The 17993-nt window shown below is 65.0% G+C and carries 20 protein-coding genes; 5 read left to right on the top strand and 15 right to left on the bottom strand.

Features of this window, described 5'->3' with window-relative positions:
- The 4 genes from Q8K99_11000 to Q8K99_11015 form a co-directional block, all read right to left on the bottom strand.
- The coding region (locus Q8K99_11000) for a hypothetical protein (GenBank protein MDP2183081.1) at positions 1 to 251 on the bottom strand (251 nt) is incomplete at its 3' end.
- Positions 248 to 553, bottom strand: coding sequence for a hypothetical protein (locus Q8K99_11005; GenBank protein MDP2183082.1), 306 nt, complete (start codon positions 551 to 553; stop codon positions 248 to 250). The genes Q8K99_11000 and Q8K99_11005, both read right to left, overlap by 4 nt.
- Positions 553 to 1650 (bottom strand): RHS repeat-associated core domain-containing protein, encoded by a 1098-nt coding sequence (locus tag Q8K99_11010; protein ID MDP2183083.1) that lies wholly within the window; start codon positions 1648 to 1650, stop codon positions 553 to 555. Before Q8K99_11010 ends, Q8K99_11005 begins: the two co-directional genes overlap by 1 nt.
- Before the next feature lie 187 nt (positions 1651 to 1837).
- Entirely contained in the window at positions 1838 to 2221 is a 384-nt protein-coding gene (locus Q8K99_11015) for a hypothetical protein (GenBank protein ID MDP2183084.1), read from the bottom strand.
- Between the two features lie 295 nt (positions 2222 to 2516).
- Here Q8K99_11015 and Q8K99_11020 point away from each other — a divergent pair, with 295 nt between their 5' ends.
- The 3 genes from Q8K99_11020 to Q8K99_11030 all read left to right on the top strand — a co-directional run bounded on the left by Q8K99_11020 (position 2517) and on the right by Q8K99_11030 (position 5508).
- Positions 2517 to 4028, top strand: a complete 1512-nt coding sequence (locus Q8K99_11020; protein MDP2183085.1) for a cell wall-binding repeat-containing protein — start codon at positions 2517 to 2519, stop codon at positions 4026 to 4028.
- Positions 4029 to 4345: 317 nt separating this feature from the next.
- Complete coding sequence (locus Q8K99_11025) at positions 4346 to 4936, top strand: hypothetical protein (protein MDP2183086.1); 591 nt, start codon at positions 4346 to 4348, stop codon at positions 4934 to 4936.
- Between the two features lie 116 nt (positions 4937 to 5052).
- Positions 5053 to 5508, top strand: a complete 456-nt coding sequence (locus Q8K99_11030; GenBank protein MDP2183087.1) for a hypothetical protein — start codon at positions 5053 to 5055, stop codon at positions 5506 to 5508.
- Between the two features lie 519 nt (positions 5509 to 6027).
- On the opposite strand, the gene Q8K99_11035 is transcribed toward Q8K99_11030, so the two are convergent.
- The 4 genes from Q8K99_11035 to Q8K99_11050 form a co-directional block, all read right to left on the bottom strand.
- Positions 6028 to 6948: an RHS repeat-associated core domain-containing protein gene (locus tag Q8K99_11035; GenBank protein MDP2183088.1), complete on the bottom strand. Its 921-nt coding sequence runs from the start codon at positions 6946 to 6948 to the stop codon at positions 6028 to 6030.
- A gap of 257 nt (positions 6949 to 7205) precedes the next feature.
- Positions 7206 to 7505: a hypothetical protein gene (locus Q8K99_11040; protein MDP2183089.1), complete on the bottom strand. Its 300-nt coding sequence runs from the start codon at positions 7503 to 7505 to the stop codon at positions 7206 to 7208.
- Positions 7502 to 7831 (bottom strand): hypothetical protein, encoded by a 330-nt coding sequence (locus Q8K99_11045; protein MDP2183090.1) that lies wholly within the window; start codon positions 7829 to 7831, stop codon positions 7502 to 7504. The genes Q8K99_11040 and Q8K99_11045 overlap by 4 nt, the downstream gene beginning before the upstream one ends.
- Positions 7828 to 9021: an RHS repeat-associated core domain-containing protein gene (locus Q8K99_11050; GenBank protein MDP2183091.1), complete on the bottom strand. Its 1194-nt coding sequence runs from the start codon at positions 9019 to 9021 to the stop codon at positions 7828 to 7830. The genes Q8K99_11045 and Q8K99_11050 overlap by 4 nt, the downstream gene beginning before the upstream one ends.
- A gap of 120 nt (positions 9022 to 9141) precedes the next feature.
- On the opposite strand from Q8K99_11050, the gene Q8K99_11055 reads away from it, so the two are divergent.
- Complete coding sequence (locus tag Q8K99_11055; protein MDP2183092.1) at positions 9142 to 10320, top strand: acetoin utilization protein AcuC; 1179 nt, start codon at positions 9142 to 9144, stop codon at positions 10318 to 10320.
- Between the two features lie 105 nt (positions 10321 to 10425).
- Here the strand turns inward: Q8K99_11055 and Q8K99_11060 are convergent, their stop codons facing one another.
- From Q8K99_11060 to Q8K99_11070, 3 genes are read right to left on the bottom strand one after another with little or no spacing between them, the layout of a single operon-like run.
- Positions 10426 to 11109 carry a SprT family zinc-dependent metalloprotease gene (locus Q8K99_11060; protein ID MDP2183093.1) on the bottom strand — a complete coding sequence of 228 codons (684 nt, stop codon included), beginning with the start codon at positions 11107 to 11109 and terminating at the stop codon, positions 10426 to 10428.
- 49 nt (positions 11110 to 11158) lie between these two features.
- Positions 11159 to 13315, bottom strand: coding sequence for a bifunctional 23S rRNA (guanine(2069)-N(7))-methyltransferase RlmK/23S rRNA (guanine(2445)-N(2))-methyltransferase RlmL (rlmKL, locus tag Q8K99_11065; GenBank protein MDP2183094.1), 2157 nt, complete (start codon positions 13313 to 13315; stop codon positions 11159 to 11161).
- Positions 13316 to 13327: 12 nt separating this feature from the next.
- Positions 13328 to 14116, bottom strand: coding sequence for an NYN domain-containing protein (locus Q8K99_11070; GenBank protein ID MDP2183095.1), 789 nt, complete (start codon positions 14114 to 14116; stop codon positions 13328 to 13330).
- A 158-nt stretch (positions 14117 to 14274) separates the two neighbouring features.
- Here Q8K99_11070 and Q8K99_11075 point away from each other — a divergent pair, with 158 nt between their 5' ends.
- Complete coding sequence (locus Q8K99_11075) at positions 14275 to 15189, top strand: hypothetical protein (GenBank protein ID MDP2183096.1); 915 nt, start codon at positions 14275 to 14277, stop codon at positions 15187 to 15189.
- Between the two features lie 81 nt (positions 15190 to 15270).
- Here the strand turns inward: Q8K99_11075 and Q8K99_11080 are convergent, their stop codons facing one another.
- The 4 genes from Q8K99_11080 to Q8K99_11095 are packed head-to-tail and all read right to left on the bottom strand — an operon-like array spanning position 15271 to position 17953.
- Positions 15271 to 15594: a hypothetical protein gene (locus tag Q8K99_11080; protein MDP2183097.1), complete on the bottom strand. Its 324-nt coding sequence runs from the start codon at positions 15592 to 15594 to the stop codon at positions 15271 to 15273.
- 51 nt (positions 15595 to 15645) lie between these two features.
- Positions 15646 to 16533: an NAD(P)-dependent oxidoreductase gene (locus Q8K99_11085; GenBank protein MDP2183098.1), complete on the bottom strand. Its 888-nt coding sequence runs from the start codon at positions 16531 to 16533 to the stop codon at positions 15646 to 15648.
- A complete protein-coding gene (locus tag Q8K99_11090; protein ID MDP2183099.1) occupies positions 16530 to 17405 on the bottom strand; it encodes a GNAT family N-acetyltransferase in 876 nt (291 codons plus the stop codon). Before Q8K99_11090 ends, Q8K99_11085 begins: the two co-directional genes overlap by 4 nt.
- Positions 17378 to 17953 (bottom strand): flavodoxin family protein, encoded by a 576-nt coding sequence (locus Q8K99_11095; protein ID MDP2183100.1) that lies wholly within the window; start codon positions 17951 to 17953, stop codon positions 17378 to 17380. The genes Q8K99_11090 and Q8K99_11095 overlap by 28 nt, the downstream gene beginning before the upstream one ends.
- Between the last annotated feature and the right edge of the window lie 40 nt (positions 17954 to 17993).

Here is a 17993-nt window from a genome sequence, read left to right on the forward strand (position 1 = left end):
GGAAGGCCGCCCGGCCCGTAGACGTATGTGTAGACCTTGCCGTCCGAGTCCTTCTCGGACACGAGCTGCTCGCCGATCCAGAACGAGTCGGTCGTCTTGGTCGACCCCGGCCGCGCGACGACCTTGCGCTCCCTCATCCCCGTCGCGCCGTAGGAGTACGTCGCGGTGACGTCGGCGCTCCCGACGACAGCGAGCTGCCCCAGCGCGTTCCGATGAAACGGGCGCGCGCGAATCGGAATCGATGGCCTCACACAGTCGTGCCCGCGCGGTATCGGCGCAACCGGGTCTGTCGCACGAGGATGACAAGTCCGGAGAAGAGCACGAACATGCCGTTTGTTGCGATGTAGTAGCGAGCATCTGGGGCGTCCCCCGTGAGACCACGGATCCAGAAGTAGGTCAGACCGAACATGTGGACGCCCCCGATGGCCCAACTCACGTAGCGCCACGACTTGCCCAACAGCGCCGCCGACGGAATCAACGCAGCCGAAAGTAGGAAGGCGAGCATCATTGCCGTCTCGGCGGCGACATAGACTCCTAGGCCGAATTCCGTCACTACTCCACCCCCGTCACGCGCCGTATTGCTGGTTGATAGTATGTCCTGTCGACGGCGTACAACCCTGCACCTATGCCGAAGAGTAACGCACCCACGGCGTACGCGCCCCCGACCGAGATGGTCGCAGCCGGCGCAAGTGTCAGTCCACTCCCGGCCGAGATAGTGACTGCTGGCCCCGTCGCCGAATACGCTGCCACCATCAAGGCCGTGCCGCAGCCACTGTAGACAAGCGCCCACGTGCCTGGTCCGACGATACTCAGCACGGCATACATTCCGCGGTCTGGTTCGGGCTGTGTGGAGACAGCAGACGCCGAGTTGCCAGCGACGGTATCCGGAGATCGGAAGCGGACGCGCGCGAGTCGCGCCTCGGCGGCTTGCCTCTCCCTCTGTCCGGAACTCGACGGCGCATGGCTGCTTCTCGTGCCTCCGCGACCCGTACGTCCTGAGCTCCGCGCGAACCCCTTTCCGCCGGGCGCCGCATCGTGCTGGGGAATGTCCGGTTCATGATCGTTGTCAGGCTCAGCGTAGTAGTTCCCAAGCAGGATGTCCCGCCCGTCGGGGTCGAGGAACATGATCGGGCTGTCGCCGACATAGACGTACGCGTTGAGCGAGACCGGACTGCCGGCTTTCGGCGGTGCAGGGTCCACCGAGATGAAGCGCGCCACGGCGGGGTCGTAGTAGCGGGCGGGCAGGTAGTACAGGCCGGTCTCGGTGTCGTGGTAGTAGCCCCGGTAGCGCAGCGGCTGACGGGCGGCAAGGCCGCTCGAGTTCCAGTCGATCGCCTCGATGACGCGGCCCCACGGGTCGTAGCGGTAGCCCGCGACCGCGTTGCCGGAAGCGTCCGCGAGTCCGACGACCGATCCGAGGGCGTCGGTGACATACGCGTAGCTCGTCGACGTGGCCCCGCTCGTGACGGCGAGCTCGAGCGGGGTGCCGCCCGGCCCGTAGACGTAGGTGTAGACACGCCCGTCGGAGTCCTTCTCGCTCACGAGCTGGCTCCCGACCCAGAACGAGTCGGTCGTCTTGGCCGACCCCGGCCGCGCGACGGCCTTGCGCTCCCTCATGCCCGTCGCGCCGTAGGAGTACGTCGCGGTCACGTCGGCGCTCCCGACGACGGAAAGCTGGCCAAGGACAGTGCACCCTATTCCGGGGGAGTCGGAGCACTCTCAGGTCACCCCGAAGCCAAGCGCCAACGCGATTGCGACAAGTCCTGAGATAACTGTGCCCAGTTGGCGCCCTTTCACATGCGCCCGGAACCGGCGAGGAGTCAGGCACGCAAGTGCCCTACTCTCCTCGGGATCTCAGCCCCTTCGCCGCAGCCCACTGCTCAATTTCTCGTCGATCGAGTCCTCTTGGAAGCTGTCTATCGTTTGAGTAGGCGATCCACAACGCATGTCGGAATGCAACGAACAGAACGAGGATCCCGAGTAGACCGACAACCGGACCGATGAAGACCATGGTTCCGAGTGTCAGGGCGAGGGCTGAGTTGGGACTGGCTGCCCTGAACAGAATCCCAGCAGTGGCCGACAACCCAGTCGCCATGGCCAGCGCACACATGATCATGACCTTCGTGCTGTACACGTTCCAGCCACTCAGTCTGAGAACCACATACGTGGAAGCACCGGTGACCAGGAGAGTGCATGCCGCAAGACCATACAGGATGACCACAGTTGCTCCCCTTATCTGAGACGAACTCCTAGTTCGTTTGCCACATACACGAGGACAATGGCCGCCGACCACGCGTCCATATCCGTGCCCCCGTGCTGCTTCGTGATATTGTGATATTGAACGCCTGGATACCGCATCCAAGTGAGGCCGCACCGAGAATGATAGCCCCAGAACCGACAACCGCGCCGAATCCCACACCGACCCCTGTAGTGGTGGTTTGGCGCGTTCAGCATCTCGATATGTCCTGGTATTCGAAGAACAGTCCGCTCTTCAGGCATCGACGGAGGTGGGGGTTATGGGACGTCGATACGTAGGACTTCTGGCCTCGAGCGCACTGGCACTCTTAGTAGCGCTGCTAGTGCTAGCGGGTGCGCCGCCATCGTACGCGCTCGGGTTGCCGCCACGTGCCAAGGGCGGTCTCTTGACGCCTCCCCGGACAGCAGACCTGCTTGCGGCTCCCGGCCTAGACGATGTCGCAGAGACGGCGGGCACTGTGGCGGCGACGGGCGGTGGCGTCGCGGGTGTGGTCCGGGACGCCAACACGCGAGTGCCTATTCAGGACGTTGCCGTCGCCGGATTGATGTGGGTCCCATCCAATCAGGCATGGGAAATTCAGGCCATGGATCTATCCGGACCGGACGGTTCCTATGAGCTGACTCTGCCCAGCTCCGGCTTCTACCAGTTCGCGGCAAGCGACTCTCTCAACCAGTACACGACTGAGTGCTGGCTTGACCAGCCTTCCCCGCAATGGGCGAAGGTAGCGAGCTACTTCGATGATGGGACGATCTGGACGCTGGACTTCGACCTCGACCCCATCGGTCGGTTCAACAGCGTCCGGCTCGCCGGGAGGACTCGCTATTCGTGTGCGGTCGGGATGGCTCGCCACAGCTTCGACCCACGTGGCGATAGACAGTGGCCCGGTGTGACTGACGTTGTCATCGCTTCGGGAGACGACCGAGCGGCAGCCGACCCTCTTGCTGCGTCCGGGCTCTGCTGGGTCTATGATGCGCCCCTCTTCCTGATCTCGGCGTCATCAACGCCGTCTGAGGTGAAGACCGCAATTCAGGAGATCGTTGCAGCCAATGGGAGCGTGACCGTTCACATCGTTGGTGGCCCGGCCTCGGTCCCCGACGCACGGTTCCGTGATCTACAGATGGCTGCTGGAACAACCCTCGGTCGCGATCGGATTCTCGCCACAGGCACCAGGTACGACCTGGCTGCGAGAATTGCGGAGATTGTCGATGCCGAATGGTCTTCGCGATACGGGAATGCGCTGTCGCCGCCTGTGGTGCTGATGGCCAACGGCGCAGACCCGTCGAAGTTCTTCGATGCACTCGCTCTGTCTCCCATCGCTAGAGCAACGGGCTTTCCGATTCTCCTTGTGCAGCAGGACGGGTGTCCGGGTGCAACGCGGGCTGCGTGGACGAGTATCTCACCGGGACGCACGATCGTTGCCGGTGGTCCGGCCACGGTGTCCGGACGCGTAGTTGCATCGTTCAGAGCAGAAAGATGGTCGGGGAATGATCGATACGAGACAGCTGCCGTCGTCTCGATGAAGTCCACCATACAGGGTTGGCTCAACCACAGCCACAGGGCGATTGCCGCGAAGCTTCCAGACGCCCTGACCGGGGGGAGCATGATCGGCAGGGAACAGGGGACGCTGCTACTCACTCGGTCCGACGGGGTTCCGACTGTGACCAGGGACCTGATCAGCTACCCACAGCACAAGGTCTATGTGCTTGGGGGAGAGCTCAGCGTTGTGCCTGCCACCAAGGCGGCCATCGACCGACAACTGAAGCGCGACTAGTCGCCCTGGACCGCACGACACCGAGAACCGGAGGGTTGGCTTGCGCCCTACTACAGAGAGTTGAGTGCTAGCCTGCCTCGAAACTCTCGCATGATGGCCCACGACGAATGCGGCACGGCCCCACAGGGCTCCATTTCCAGGAGTCCGAAGAGGTGTTTTCCATTTTGGTACACCCCACAGAAGCCCCACCGTACTACGGTTTGCACAGACCGCATGTGCACATACGCGCAGGTCGGATGTATGCTTGTGCGGCAGAAGGCGCCGTCCGCGTAGCTTGTGCGGTCCGCATGATGATTGTTCGAAGCACCGGAGGTTCTGTGAGTTCGATCCTTGAGAGGCTGGAGCAGACTGAGCACATACGCAATCTGCTCGTAGGGGATCTCGGTCGACTCAAGCCGAGACTCGGCGAGAGATCCGTAGCTGTCGCACACACGGCCGCTCAGTACGCAAACCGACGCGCGTACGTCAGGGCGACATTCGCCCTAGTCGAGGCACTCGTCGAACAACATGCTCGCCTCCTGGTCGATCTTGAGTCTGGGGGTGCCGTTTCGCTGACACCGGAAGAGCGCGCGGCATTGTCTGAGACTACCTACGAGGTACGGCAAGGCGGTCAGATTCGCATGCGAGATGCGCGTCTATCGTTGGACCGGAAACTGCGACTCGTGTATCGGCTGGCAGGTGAAGTGCTCGGCGAGCCTCTCGCGATTCGTTTCGATGACCAGGGGTGGGTGTCGTTCCGTGAGGCGCAGAGAATCAGAGATGCGCTCATGCATCCCAAGACCCCACATGATTGCTATGTGGACGAGCGCCAGCTCAACAAGGTCGATTCGGCGGAAGAATGGTATCGAGTCGTCCACAACGAGTTCACGAGAGTCGCTGAACAGCATCGGGCCAGTCGCAAGTGGTGAACGGGCTTCGAACCGGAGCTTCGACCTGACAAGATGAGGCCCGCGAGCTACGCTCGACAAGACACTGCCATTAGGCCTCATCTTACAGGTCAAGCTCAAACACGTTGGACACAACCATGCCAACTCGAGACGACGTATATCGTGAGTTCGGGAAAGCCGCGGAGATTGCTCAGGCCATCGAGTATGACCTCGGCCGCGTATTGCTGGTGCACGAAGGCATTGAGCAGCGCGTCTACGTTCTCGACGCATGGGAGCCTGACCGAGCGTTCATGGATGCCGTGCAGCACAACACTCTGGGAAGATCGCTCCGCAAGTTCCGCTTGAACTACAACCTGGTGGGCGACTTCTCTCCCCTAGATGACGCTCTGGAGGCGCGCAACTCTCTTGCCCATCGCTTCTTCCTCCAGCACTTCAACGAAATCGAGACCGATGACGGGTGCGTGGCGATGGTTGCCCATCTTGAGGAGATTCAACGTCGACTCTGGAGGGGGCATCAGCTCACTCGCTCCATGGCGGAGTTCTTCATTGAACGACTCGAGTCGCTTTCGCGGGTGCATTCGCAGGAGGGCTAGGTGTGTCCAACCAGTGCTTCGGCCTGACAAGATTCGGCCGGAGAGCGACGCTCTCCCCAAGACGAGACGGCGCCTCGTCTTGCAGGTCAAGTGCTACAACGTTGGACCGAACGAGCGGGGTCTTCGCAACATCCTGAAGCGACTGCCATGTTGCCGCTCCGTTCGTGGGTTCGCATCAGGGTGCGGGACCCGTGAGGCGCTGAACCATCGCAGGCAGCCACAATTGATCGTTGCGCAATGCCAACGCCACCAACGTCTCAGCCTGCTCCTTGGAGTCAAGCGGCGCAGCCGCCGAGCAGATAGGGCAGTACATCCAGTACTCACGCTGCCACTTCGCTACGGGGACAAAGAACAAGCATGCTTTGCGGCTCGTTCGTGCGACCAGCCACGTGACGGTGTTGTGGCGCAGGTAGCGATGATGCCAGCTGTAAGTGCCAGGAACCCAAGTGCGGTGCTCGCCGCACCCCACAGATTGGCTTCCGGCGGAATCTGACCAGTGTACTCGAACGAATCTGGAGGCTAGTTCTGAATCGGCTCGATCAGACCGACTTTGGGAGCCTTCTGGCGCGTGGGCTTGCCGGATCCGTGCCCGGGCGTGTCATTGTTCCGTCCCCGATAGTTTCCCGAGTGCCGCTTGTAGGAGCTGGACGAAGGTGCTCTCCCACTCCCGTTGCCATCATGCGGGCTCCGGGCCTCATGTCGATCCATCGCAGGATCCGGATAGTACTCACCAAGCAGGATGTCCCGCCCGTCGGGATCGAGAAACATCACAGGGCTGTCGCCAGCGTAGACATACGCGTTGAGCGAGGCCGGGCTGCCCGCCTTCGGAGGGGCAGGGTCCACCGAGACGAACCGCGCCACGCCGGGGTCGTAGTATCGGGCGGGCAGGTAGTACAGGCCGGTCTCGGTGTCGTGGTAGTAGCCCCGGTAGCGGAGCGGTTGGCGGGCGGCAAGGCCGCTGGAGTTCCAGTCGATCGCCTCGATCACGCGCCCCCACGGGTCGTAGCGGTAGCTCGCGACCTCGTTGCCGGAAGCGTCGGCGAGCCCCACGACCGATCCGAGGGCGTCGGTGACGTACGCGTAGCTCGTCGACGTGGTCCCGGCAGTCACGACGAGCTCGAGCGGGGTGCCGCCCGGCCCGTAGACGTAGGTGTAGACACGGCCGCCGGAGTCCTTCTCGCTCACGAGCTGGCTGCCGACCCAGAACGAGTCGGTCGTCTTGGTCGACCCCGGCCGCGCGACGACCTTGCGCTCCCTCATCCCCGAAGCTCCGTGGGAGTACGTCGCGGTGACGTCGGCGCTCCCGACGACGGCGAGCTGCCCGAGCGCGTTCCAAGCATACGTGCTCATACCCGCCAAGGACGCTGCCGAGGTGCGACGTCCGAGCTCGTCGTTTGATGACACCGGACGGATCCGCACCCTCGGGCGGATTCCGCCCACTCCTTGATGCCTCTCACCTGCTCTTGAATCGGCCTGTCCCAGCCTTGGACCAGATCGCATGGGAAGCCGCTCATGCCCACTGGACACGCCCTACTGCCTGAGAAGAACCCGAAGGTAGTGCCGAAGGATCGGGAAGAGGGAGGCCTGGCGACAGGTGCCGGTGCCTGAGAGGGGTCAATACTCAATCAGCACGAAGGGGTCCGTCTTCGACCGGCATCGACACAAACGACGATCGACCCCATGAGATGTCATCGCGGTCAGCTATCTAGCGCGTTGGCCGTGCTGGATGGCTCGAGCGACCTGAGCGCAAGACACAGGGAGGCCGACGAGAACGCGTGTGTGGCGACAACGATCGCGACAACCTGCAGCTGTCCCTTCGTCAGAAGCGCTCCGCCATCGAACGAGAGCGTGCCAAGCAGAACTGTTCCGGCGGACAGTAGCACGAACACCCACAAGGCGGTCACGTACTTCTGTTGTCCACCTCTCGATTGTAGGACGCTCACAAGCAGCACGACCCCACTGGCGAGGACTAGACTCACGGCGAGGAAGTAAATCACCTAGGTTCTCCCTTCTCGTACGTTCGGCCCTGTTCTCGCAGGCCCTTGCGTGTCGCTTCCATGCGGGAGAGGGCAGGAATCGCAATCAGCAACCCCAGAGGCCACGCCAAGAGGACCAGGAAGTCGGTGCCCGGGAAGCCCGTTCCTTGAACTGCGCTCACGAAGTCGTAGACGACTAGTCCAGCGACTCCTGCCACCTGAATCGTCAGCAGCACCATAGTCACTGGGCGCTCCCACACAGCTGGTTGCCGCTTGCCGCAAAGCACCACAAGCGCGAACCAGGAAGCCCACCCTATCACCATCAGTGCTATCAGCAGCACCCTCATAGTGGACCGCCATGGTCTCGGAAACCGGGAATGTCGCCGCCGTCAACCTCCTCGTAGGATACCGCCGCTGCATATGCGCACCCAACGCCGGCGATGAAGAAGACCGCGCCCGCAGCGACTGCGGCAACGCCCGCTGGAGCCCCGGCTACGGTTCCAACCCCGAGCACACCCATGCATATCAGGAGAAGTCCTCCAGCCATCCCTGCGGCAGCAGCACCTGCAAGCAGCACGGTGGCCGATGGCTGTGTGATGACACTCAGGGCGAAATCGAGTCCCGGGTCTTCAGCGAGAGGCGTGTGTTTCGGCCCCCATTTCTCAATACCAGTCAGCGGCGATGCAAGACTGACTGAGGCGAACGTCCCCACCCTCACGAGCTCAGCCCTATTGTCCTTTGCGGCTCGAGTTCCCCGTCGCTTGTCGACATCCTTCTTCCAGCCCGGCTTGGCCTTCTCCACCGCCTTCACCATCTTCGCACGGCGCTTCGCCTTGAGGGGACTGCTCTTCGGCGTGCGTATGTAGCTCTGCGAGACGCTGTCCTCGGAATCGAGCCTGCCGTCGCCGTCCACGTCGATCGTCTCGCCGCTTGGATCGGAATACAGAAGGGGGCTGTTGACGCAGTACACGTACGCGTTGAGGGTGGTGGGGTCGTCAGCCATCGGCCCGGACGGGTCCACCGAGATGAACCGCGCCACGACCGGGTCGTAGTAGCGGGCGGGCAGGTAGTACAGGCCGGTCTCGGTGTCGTGGTAGTAGCCCCGGTAACGCAGCGGCTGACGGGCGGCAAGGCCGCTGGAGTTCCAGTCGATCGCCTCGATCACGCGCCCCCACGGGTCGTAGCGGTAGCTCGCGACCGCGTTGCCGGAAGCGCCCGCGAGTCCGACGACCGATCCGAGCGCGTCGGTGACATACGCGTAGCTCGTCGACGTGGCCCCGCTCGTGACGACGAGTTCGAGCGGAAGGCCGCCCGGCCCGTAGACGTATGTGTAGACCTTGCCGTCCGAGTCCTTCTCGGACACGAGCTGCTCGCCGATCCAGAACGAGTCGGTCGTCTTGGCCGACCCCGGCCGCGCGACGACCTTGCGCTCCCTCATCCCCGTCGCGCCGTAGGAGTACGTCGCGGTGACGTCGGCACTCCCGACGATCGCGAGCTGCCCGAGCGCGTTCCACTCATACGTGGTCGTGCCCGCCAAGGACGCTGCCGAGGTGCGGCGCCTTCCATCTTCCGAACAGCGGCACGCGCCGACAACGTGTCATCTTCGGCGCTCTGTGGCATCTTCTCGGAAGAGCCACTCGCGACCGGGGAGCCGCATGTGAACGTCGTCCTCCCGTACGATCCCGCGCTCGAAGCATACGACCTGGGCCCGCACCACCCGCTGCGCCCGGAGCGCTTCTCGCTGGCCGTAAGCCTCATGCGCGCGTACGGCCTACTCGCCGAGGACGGAGCGACCGCCACGACGGCCGACGCGTCCACGCCCCGAGCCGGCGTCTTCGCGCCGCGTCCCGCAACCCGCGAACAGCTGGAACTCGTACACTCCCCCGCCTACATCGACGCCGTGATCGAAGCGTCAGCGCATCCGACGACGTTCCGGCCCCGGCACGGACTCGGCCCCGGCGACACCCCCGCCGCCTCCGGCATCCACGAGGCGGCCGCCCTCGTATGCGGCGCCACGATCGCGGCGCTGACCGCCGTGCTCGACGGATCGGCAACCCGTGCGTTCTCGGTCGCGGGCGGCCTGCATCACGCCCACCGCGACCACGCGGCCGGCTTCTGCGTCTACAACGACCCGGCGGTCGCCATCGCCGTCGCGCGCCGAGTCAGCCCGGACCTGCGTGTCATGTACGTCGACATCGACGCCCACCATGGTGACGGCGTGCAGGAAGCCTTCTACGACGACCCCTCCGTGCTCACGCTCTCCGTGCACGAATCAGGCCGCTACCTGTTCCCGGGCACCGGCTACGTCCGCGAGACCGGTGCCGACGCAGGCGCGGGCTTCGCGCTCAACGTCCCGCTGCCTCCCTACTCCGACGCCGCCTGCTATCGCCTCGTCTTCGAGCGCGCAATCGCACCCGCCGCCCGCAACTTCCAACCCGACGTCATCGTCGCCCAGTGCGGTGCCGACACCCACGTCTCCGACCCGCTCACGCACCTCGCGCTCGACCTGCCCGGCTACCGTGACCTCGTGCGCAACATCATCGGCCTGGCCGACGAGCTGTGCTCCTGCCGCATCTGCTGCACCGGCGGTGGCGGCTACAGCACCTTCGACGCAGTACCGCGCGCGTGGACGCTGGTACTCGCGGAGCTCCTTGGCATCGATCTCGCCGAGGAACTGCCTGCCGCCTGGCGCGAGAAGTGTGCACGGTTGTCGGGTGAAAGAGCGCCGGAGACGCTCACGGGCGAGCGAGGCGCGACGCGGTCCGAGGCCGAGGCGTTCTCGCTCACGGGGCGTGTCCTCGAGCAGCTGGAGCGGCTGTCCCCGTTGCTGCGCTAGAACCGGCCAGCTCAAGAAGCGCTCAGCTCGGGCCGTCCACGAACACGACGTCGACCGCGTAGTCCAGCTCGCCCAGGGTGATCTGTTGCCGCTCACGCAGGCCGCTCACAGCTCGGCCCACGGAGGCACGATCTCGGCGGCGTGGCGCATGGCGCGACGGATCTCGTCCGTGTCGGGACGGACTCGACGCATCTCGCGCCAGAAGGCTGGCGAGTGGCCCGGTTGCGACATGTGCACGAGCTCGTGCGCCATCACCCATGTCGCGAATTCGGCAGGCAGGAACACCAGGTTGCGGTTGAGCGAGATCGTGCCGCGCCCGGAGTAGCTGCCCCAGCGGCTGCGCTGCGCCCGCACGCTCACGCAGCTCACCGAAACGCCCAGCTCCGACGCGATGCAGGCGAGCATGCCTGGCAAACGCTCGCGAGCAGCGCGGTCTCGCCAGCGGCCGAGTGCCCGCAGGCAGGCTTGCGCATCGTCCACGGGGCCCGAGACCACGATGAGCCCGCCCCGCTCGCGTGCCGAGCACGACGTCGCGCCCGTGTGGCGGTACTCGACCGGAAGCGTCACGCCGACGGCGAGAAGCTCCACCGTATCGGGGAGCAGCGCATCGGGACCGGCGGTGTACAGCGCCCTGCGGTCGGCCACGCGATCGAGCCCCCGCTGCGCCCAGCGGGCGTGTGTGACGACGGCGTCCCGGGCGGCCGCGTGCGGAACTCCGCGCGGCAGCGTGACCACCAGCCCGTCGCGGGCGGTCACCGACAGGCGCAGGCGGCGTGCCCGTGCGCTCATGCGGACCGTGTAGTCCGGCAGGGGCTGCGGCGCCGGTCCCCGGGCGTCCTCAGCCACGCGCGATCCTCCACGTGCTGTGGACGCCCGGCCTGCGCGCGAAATCGAACGGGATCGTCTCCGCGGTAATGTCCTCGGCAGTCAAGCCGGTGAGGGCCTCGGTGTCCATGCGGAACTTGCGGCGGTTGTTCGAGAAGATGAGCGTGCCGCCGGGGGCGAGCAACGCCGCTACGGCATGAATCAGCACAACGTGATCGCGCTGGACGTCGAAGCTGTCCTCCATGCGCTTGGAGTTCGAGAATGTCGGCGGATCACAGAAGATGAGGTCGTATGCCGCGCCACGTCGCGCGCCCTCGTCGGCGAGCCATGTCAGTGCATCAGCCTGCACGAACACGTGCTCGGTGCCGCCAAAGCCGTTCGCGGCCATGTTCTCGCGCGCCCAGTCCATGTATGTCGCCGACATGTCGACGGTGGTCGTCGACGACGCACCGCCCGCCGCCGCGTAGACGCTCGCGACGCCCGTGTACGCGAACAGGTTCAGGAACCGCGCGCCACTCGCCGCATCGCGCAGCATCGCCCGCGTCAGCCGGTGGTCGAGAAAGAGCCCCGTATCCAGGTAGTCGCGGAAGTTCACGCGCAGAAGCAGCCCCGACTCCGCCACCGTGTGAAACTCCCGCGCCCCCTCGAGCCGTTCGTACTGGTCGCTCCCCCGCTGCCTGCGCCGCACCTTCAGGTAGCAGTCCTCGCGTTCCATGCCAAGGACCTTCGGCACCACGTCCACCGCCTCGTCGCGCCGGCGGTCCGCGGCGTCAGCATCGACAGTCGGCGGCGCCTCGTACTCGGCGATGTGCGCCCAACGCCGCCCAGCGTCGTCACCGGCGCCCTCGTAGATATCGACCGCGAGCGAGTACTCGGGCATATCTGCGTCGTAGACGCGATAGCAGGTCACGCCCTCGCGGCGCGCCTCCTTGGCACGGAGCTTCAGGTTCTTGCGCAGGCGGTTCGCGAACATCTCCTGCCCCGCAGAGAGATCCGCCGAGGAGTCGTCGCCGACTCCTGCTGCGAACACCGCCAGCGTGACCGGAATCTTGCCGGCGTGAAGCGAATGCCGGGCGCTGACCCGTCGCCCCACGCGCAAGACGAGCGATTCGTCGGGCGCAATCGCCGCACCGCTCCAGCCCGCGAAGGGTCCTCGCAACCGTTCCCCGAGCGCGGCGTATGCCGCTCCGACATCGCCGCCCAGGCGCTCGCCCCACGGCGGGTTTGTGGCCATGAGCCCGCACTGCGCACCCGCTGGCGGGACACAGTCCCGCACGTCACCGTCTTCGATCCGTACGCTCGCGCCGAACCCGGCGCGCCGCACACATGCCGAGGCGACCTCGACGGCTCGCGGGTCGATGTCGTATCCGACGATCGGCGGCAGCTTCTCGCGACCTGCCTCGGCTCGGTCGTCCGCCTCGGCGAGGAGATCGTCCCATGCGTCCGCGTCGTGGCCGAGCCAGCCTGAGAACCCCCAGCGCTGGCGTAGGATCCCCGGCGCGACGTCGCCCGCGATCATGGCCGCCTCGATCGGAAGCGTCCCCGACCCGCACATCGGGTCGACGAACCCTCCGCCGTCCCCGGCGATCGCGGGCCATCCGGCCATCAACAGGACCGCTGCGGCCATGTTCTCCTTCAGTGGCGCCTCGACCTGGACTCCCGGTTCGCGGTAGCCGCGTCGGTGGAGCGGGTCGCCGGCGAGATCAAGCGACACGATGGCGCGGTCGCCTGCAACGCGCACGTTGATGCGAACGTCGGGACTCACGGCGTCAACACTCGGGCGCTCGCCGTACAGATCGCGGAGCCGGTCCACCACGGCGTCCTTGACCTTGAGAGCGCCGAACATCGTGTTCGTCACGCCAGCGCCGCTGCCTACGAAGTCGACCGCGAGCGTCCGCGAAGCATCAAGATGCTTCTCCCAGGGGAGATCGCGGAGCCGGGCATAGAGCGCGTCCGCGTCAAGGGCGTTGACCATCGCCAGCTTCAGGAGAACCCGCGAAGCGGTCCGCGACCACAAACATGCGCGATAGGCGGTCGCCAGATCGCCACGGAACGACGCCCCCGCGCGGACCGGCTGCACCTCGGTCGCGCCGAGCGCCGCAAGCTCCTCGGCCAGCACGGCCTCAAGGCCTTTTGGCGCCGGAGCGAACAGATCGAGTGCGCGTGTCACGTGTGGCGGAACCTACTTCTCGCTCGTGAAGCCCTCGACCACGTATGTCCCGGAACGCGGGTCCTTGCGCAGCGAGATGAATCCGAGTTTCTGGGCGTCTTCGAGGAGTTGCGTGAATGAGCGGTAGCCGTAGGCCGACTCGGCGAACGACGGTTGCTTGCGCTTGATGGTGTCCTTCACGAGCGACGAGTGCATCGCATCCACATTCTCGCGCTGAAGCGCCTCGAGCGTCTCGAGTAGCAGCTTGAACGCGGGGCGTTTCTTCTTCTCGACCTTGTCGCCGATCGCGGGGGCCTTCGAGGCCGAAGCGATGTCCTCGTAGTAGATGAACTCGTCGCAGCTCGCTGCGAGCAGATCGCTCGTCGAGTCCTTCATCCCCACGCCGATGACCGTCTTGCCGTTCTCCTTGAGTTTGGCCACCAGCGGTGTGAAGTCCGAGTCACCGGAGACGACCACGAACGTGTCGATGTGTTCCTTGGTGTAGCTGAGCTCCATCGCATCGACCACGAGCCGGATGTCGGCGGAGTTCTTGCCGGTCACCCCGCGCTCGGGAATCTCCATCAGTTCGATGCCCAATTCGTGCATGGGCGTGACGTAGGTCTGGAACCGCGCCCAATCGGCATACGCACGCTTTGCGACGATCTTGCCCTTCTCCACAAGCCGCTCGAGCACGCGCTTCATGTCGAAGGTGGTCTCGGCCTTCTTGGCACGAGAGCGACCGCGACTGTTGTCCTTCTCAACCCCCAGCGCGACGTTCTCGAAGTCTATGAATACGGCAAGCGAGTGAGCTTCATCGGCCATGTCGGCCCCTTTCGGCATCGATTATGGGTGCCCAATTGCCCCCCCATATGGATGGTACCACCGCCACAAGCAAGCGAAGCCGGCAAGAATACGGTAAAATCCCTGCTGGCACACGCCGATACCTATGGAGTATCGCCTTCGTAAGGGGGAGGAGCCCCATGTCCGGGATTCGTACCACGCAGAAGAGCCGGATGGCCCGCATCTTGCGGACCCTTCTGGCCGCGGTCATCGTGACCGCACTGCTCGCAGCACTGACCGGATGCGGTGGTGGCTCGACGCCATCTTCGACCGCAACCAAACCACCCGCCGAAGGATCGTCAGCCACCGGCAGCTCGCCCGAATCGGCGGAGGCCGCCAGCGCGGCCACCCAAGAGGAAGCGGCGATCATGATGGGGGTCACGCCCATCGACGAGGCCGAGGCGGGGCGGCTCGTCAAGGAGGGTGCCCGCCTCATCAACGTGGACACCAAGGCAACCTCGAACGCCGAGCGCATCAAGGGAGCCAAGCAAGTCCCGCTCTCGAAGCTGGTCGATGCTGCCGCGGACTGGAGCACGAGCAAGGCTGTCATCGTGACCAGCGGGACGCAGGCCCGATCGATGGTCGGCGCGGCGTATCTCGCACGCCAGGGATTCGCCGAAGTCTACTACCTCTTCGACGGGCATGACGGCTGGACGGGTTCGTACGCCGGAAGCAGCCCCCGCAAGCCCACCGACCCGCCGTTGTGCTACTACATCTACAGGTCCGATTACCCCGATGAAGACGCCGAGACTATCATGCGGGAACTCGAGGACCAGTTCGATGCGCTTGAGGACAAGTACGACCAAATCGACTTCGAACTCATCGACGGCAGCGTGTCGCTATCGAAGGCCCTAAGTCTTCTCAAGGAGTACAAGATCAAGCAGGCGGTTCTGCCGGACGGCTCGGTCGACTACGTGATTCCACAGTGGATCCTCGTCGACTCGAACGGCAAGGTCACGACCTGGAACGCCTACATCAACGGGCCGCTCGAGGTCGTCGTACCCACGATCCACGGGTTCGTCTACAAGACCTCCGAGAAGCTCGACAGCGAGTAGCGGCACGAATACAGCCTGTCGGACACGCATCGAGCGATTCCGACGGCCGTTTGCACGGTCAGACACGACCGCGGCAGGCTCCTAACGGGGCATGTCGCGGTCGTTTCCCATCACGTCGTCGTGCACGCGCCATACGCCCACCACACGCCCATAGCCGTACTTGAGTCCCGTAAGTCCCCCGCCGATGAGCGCGATGCCGGCAACAACCACACCCCACTGCCCGAACTGGAGTCCCAGGAAGGACACAACGACGCCATCAACGAAAGCGAGTGCGTTGCACAGCCAGTAGACCCAGGGCGGGCGCTCGCGCACGCGAGAACCGACCGCGAGTCCTGCGGCGATACCCACCGCGAGCCCGATGGCTCCGAGCACTATCGTCACCACTGTGTCCATGCGGACCCCCATGCCGTCTTCTGTTCCTTGGCCAACCAGATTACCATCGCGCCGACGTCCGTGTTACGCGTCCACCCCACCGTAGAGCTCGATGAGCGACTGCGTGCCGGCGTCGCCGTAGCCCGCCTCGGCGAGTTGGTCGTAGAGATGCTTCGCGAGCCTGAGGCCAGGCAGCTCCAGGCCCATCTCATCTGCCGAGGAGATCGCAATCCACATGTCCTTGATGAAGTGCTTCACGAAGAAGCCGGGGGCCGTGTCTCCTGCCAGCATCCTCGGCGCGAGGTTTGACAGCGTCCAACTGCCTGCGGCACCTGCAGAGATGCTCTCGAGCACGAGCTTGGGGTCGAGCCCGGCCGCCTTCGCGTATGTGAGCGCCTCGACGACGCCCACCATCGTGGACGCGATCGCGATCTGGTTGCACATCTTGGTGTGCTGACCGGCGCCGGCACCACCCTGGAGCACAACGTTGGCGCCCATGACGCGCAGCATCGGCTCGGCGGCGTGAAACGCGTCTTCGTCGCCACCGACCATGATCGTCAGTCGCGCCTCACGAGCGCCAACATCCCCGCCGGACACAGGAGCGTCCAGCGCGTGTAGTCCGCGAGCGGAGGCGGCACCAGCGATCCGGGTGGCAAGCGCAGGCGACGACGTGGTCATGTCGACGAGATACGCGCCCTCCTTGGCAGACTCGACGATGCCTCCCGAGCCGAGGTAGAGGTGCTCAACATCCTTGGGGTAGCCGACTATCGTCACGACGGCATCGGCGTCACGGGCTGCATCGCCAGCGGTCTCAGCCCACCGCGCACCCCGCGCAATGAGCGACTCGGCCTTGGCGCGCGTGCGGTTGTGCACGGCGAGCCTGAAGCCGGCGTCCATCAGGTGGCCCGCCATCGAAGCGCCCATCACGCCGGTGCCGACGAAGCCGACTTCCGCCCCTGCTGCGAGAATCATGCGTGCCGCCCTCCCGTGTCGACTCCAGACAATCCGCACCCCAGTCGCGTCATCTCGACGCGAGTATAGACAATCCGGAAGCCGCGGCGCTCCATGTTGCGCTGGGAGGGGCTGCCCGGCGTCGCTTCGGTGACCGCGAGCTCGCAGCCTGCCTCGCGGGCAAGCCGCAACCGTGCCAGCTGCATTGCAGTCTGCACGCCGCGGCCGCGGTAGGCGGGCAACGTCGTATCTGCCGACAGCCACCCGACCGCGTCATCGACCACAAGCTCCCCGGTGCCTGCGGGGACTCCGTCGACCCGCGCCAGCAGGAGCACGACATTGTCGCGGTGAGCGACGACCTGTGCGAGCCGCATCTCCGCCTCCGTCGGCTCGGCACCGTCGGAGAAGCCGTACGCTACGGTATCTATCCAAGTCCCAAGCTCCCCCGGGGCCACGATCGAGATCTCGATCGAGGGATCGGGCTCCTCGGCGGGCAGGGCATCGAGTTCGCGTACCAGCACGTTCTCAAAGTCGCACGGCGCGAAGCCCCGGCTGCCGAGCGCGCGCAGCAGCGTGACGTCGGCAAGTGGGCACACGGCGAATTTGGCCTGGTCAACGTGGTAGGAGTAGAAGCATTCCACCTCGTCAACGATGTCCTCGGCGACCTCGCCATCCATACCAAAGCCCGCCGCGATGTTGACGGGCGACTCCGGCCCCATCCACAGAGCGGCCCCATCGCCGAAGTCACGGTACTCCGCACCAAGTGCCGGGTACAGCGCCGCGGTCGACGCGGCGAAGCGGCTCAGATCGAGCTCAAGTGCACGCTCCAGCCTGCGGGCCAGGTCGCGATCTGCAAAGACCCCCGTCACGAGCCGATCCGCTCGAGCAGCCACCCCATGTTCTCGCCAAGGACGCGCATGGTCTCCATCGCTTCTTCGTCCTTGGCCACCTCGCCCTTGCCGCGACCGATGCCGACGTTCCAGTAACTCGACCCGACCACGAACATCCGGCCGATGAGGAAGAAGTGGTTGATGGTGTCGAACGCATGTATCGCGCCTGCACGTCGCACCGCGATGACCGCGGCGCCCGGCTTGCGGGCGAACATGTCGCCGTTGGCGCGCGATGTGTAGCCGGCCCTGTCGATGATCGCCTTCATCTCCGACGTCACATCGGCGAAGTAGACCGGCGAGCCCAAGATCAGCGCGTCGGCTCCGTCCATCTTCTCGATGACCTCGTTGCCAAAGTCGTTACGCCCGTGGCAGCGACGGTCCTTCTCGCGGCCGCACGCACCGCAGGCGGTACACCCACCCACCGTCTCGCCCGCGAGCTCCACGATCTCGCACTCGATGCCTGCTTCACGCAGCGGCGCACAGGCAGCCTCAAGCATCAAGGCGGTGTTGCCCCCCTTGCGAGCGGAACCGTTGACTGCAAGAACCTTCATGCGCCCTCCTCCTGAGTCTCCGCACGGGAAAGATACGCTG

The organism is Actinomycetota bacterium (assembly GCA_030682655.1).
In the GTDB taxonomy this organism is placed as follows: Bacteria; Actinomycetota; Coriobacteriia; order Anaerosomatales; family JAUXNU01; genus JAUXNU01.

What these genes read in the sequence shown, in the direction of transcription:
- Q8K99_11070 (MDP2183095.1), bottom strand. Translation starts at nt 14,116, where the DNA reads ATGGCCGATGAAGCTCACTCGCTTGCCGTATTCATAGACTTCGAGAAC.
- Q8K99_11085 (MDP2183098.1), bottom strand. Translation starts at nt 16,533, where the DNA reads ATGATTCTCGCAGCAGGGGCGGAAGTCGGCTTCGTCGGCACCGGCGTG.
- Q8K99_11080 (MDP2183097.1), bottom strand. Translation starts at nt 15,594, where the DNA reads ATGGGGGTCCGCATGGACACAGTGGTGACGATAGTGCTCGGAGCCATC.
- Q8K99_11075 (MDP2183096.1), top strand. Translation starts at nt 14,275, where the DNA reads ATGTCCGGGATTCGTACCACGCAGAAGAGCCGGATGGCCCGCATCTTG.
- Q8K99_11045 (MDP2183090.1), bottom strand. Translation starts at nt 7,831, where the DNA reads ATGAGGGTGCTGCTGATAGCACTGATGGTGATAGGGTGGGCTTCCTGG.
- Q8K99_11095 (MDP2183100.1), bottom strand. Translation starts at nt 17,953, where the DNA reads ATGAAGGTTCTTGCAGTCAACGGTTCCGCTCGCAAGGGGGGCAACACC.
- Q8K99_11060 (MDP2183093.1), bottom strand. Translation starts at nt 11,109, where the DNA reads ATGAGCGCACGGGCACGCCGCCTGCGCCTGTCGGTGACCGCCCGCGAC.
- Q8K99_11030 (MDP2183087.1), top strand. Translation starts at nt 5,053, where the DNA reads ATGCCAACTCGAGACGACGTATATCGTGAGTTCGGGAAAGCCGCGGAG.
- Q8K99_11020 (MDP2183085.1), top strand. Translation starts at nt 2,517, where the DNA reads ATGGGACGTCGATACGTAGGACTTCTGGCCTCGAGCGCACTGGCACTC.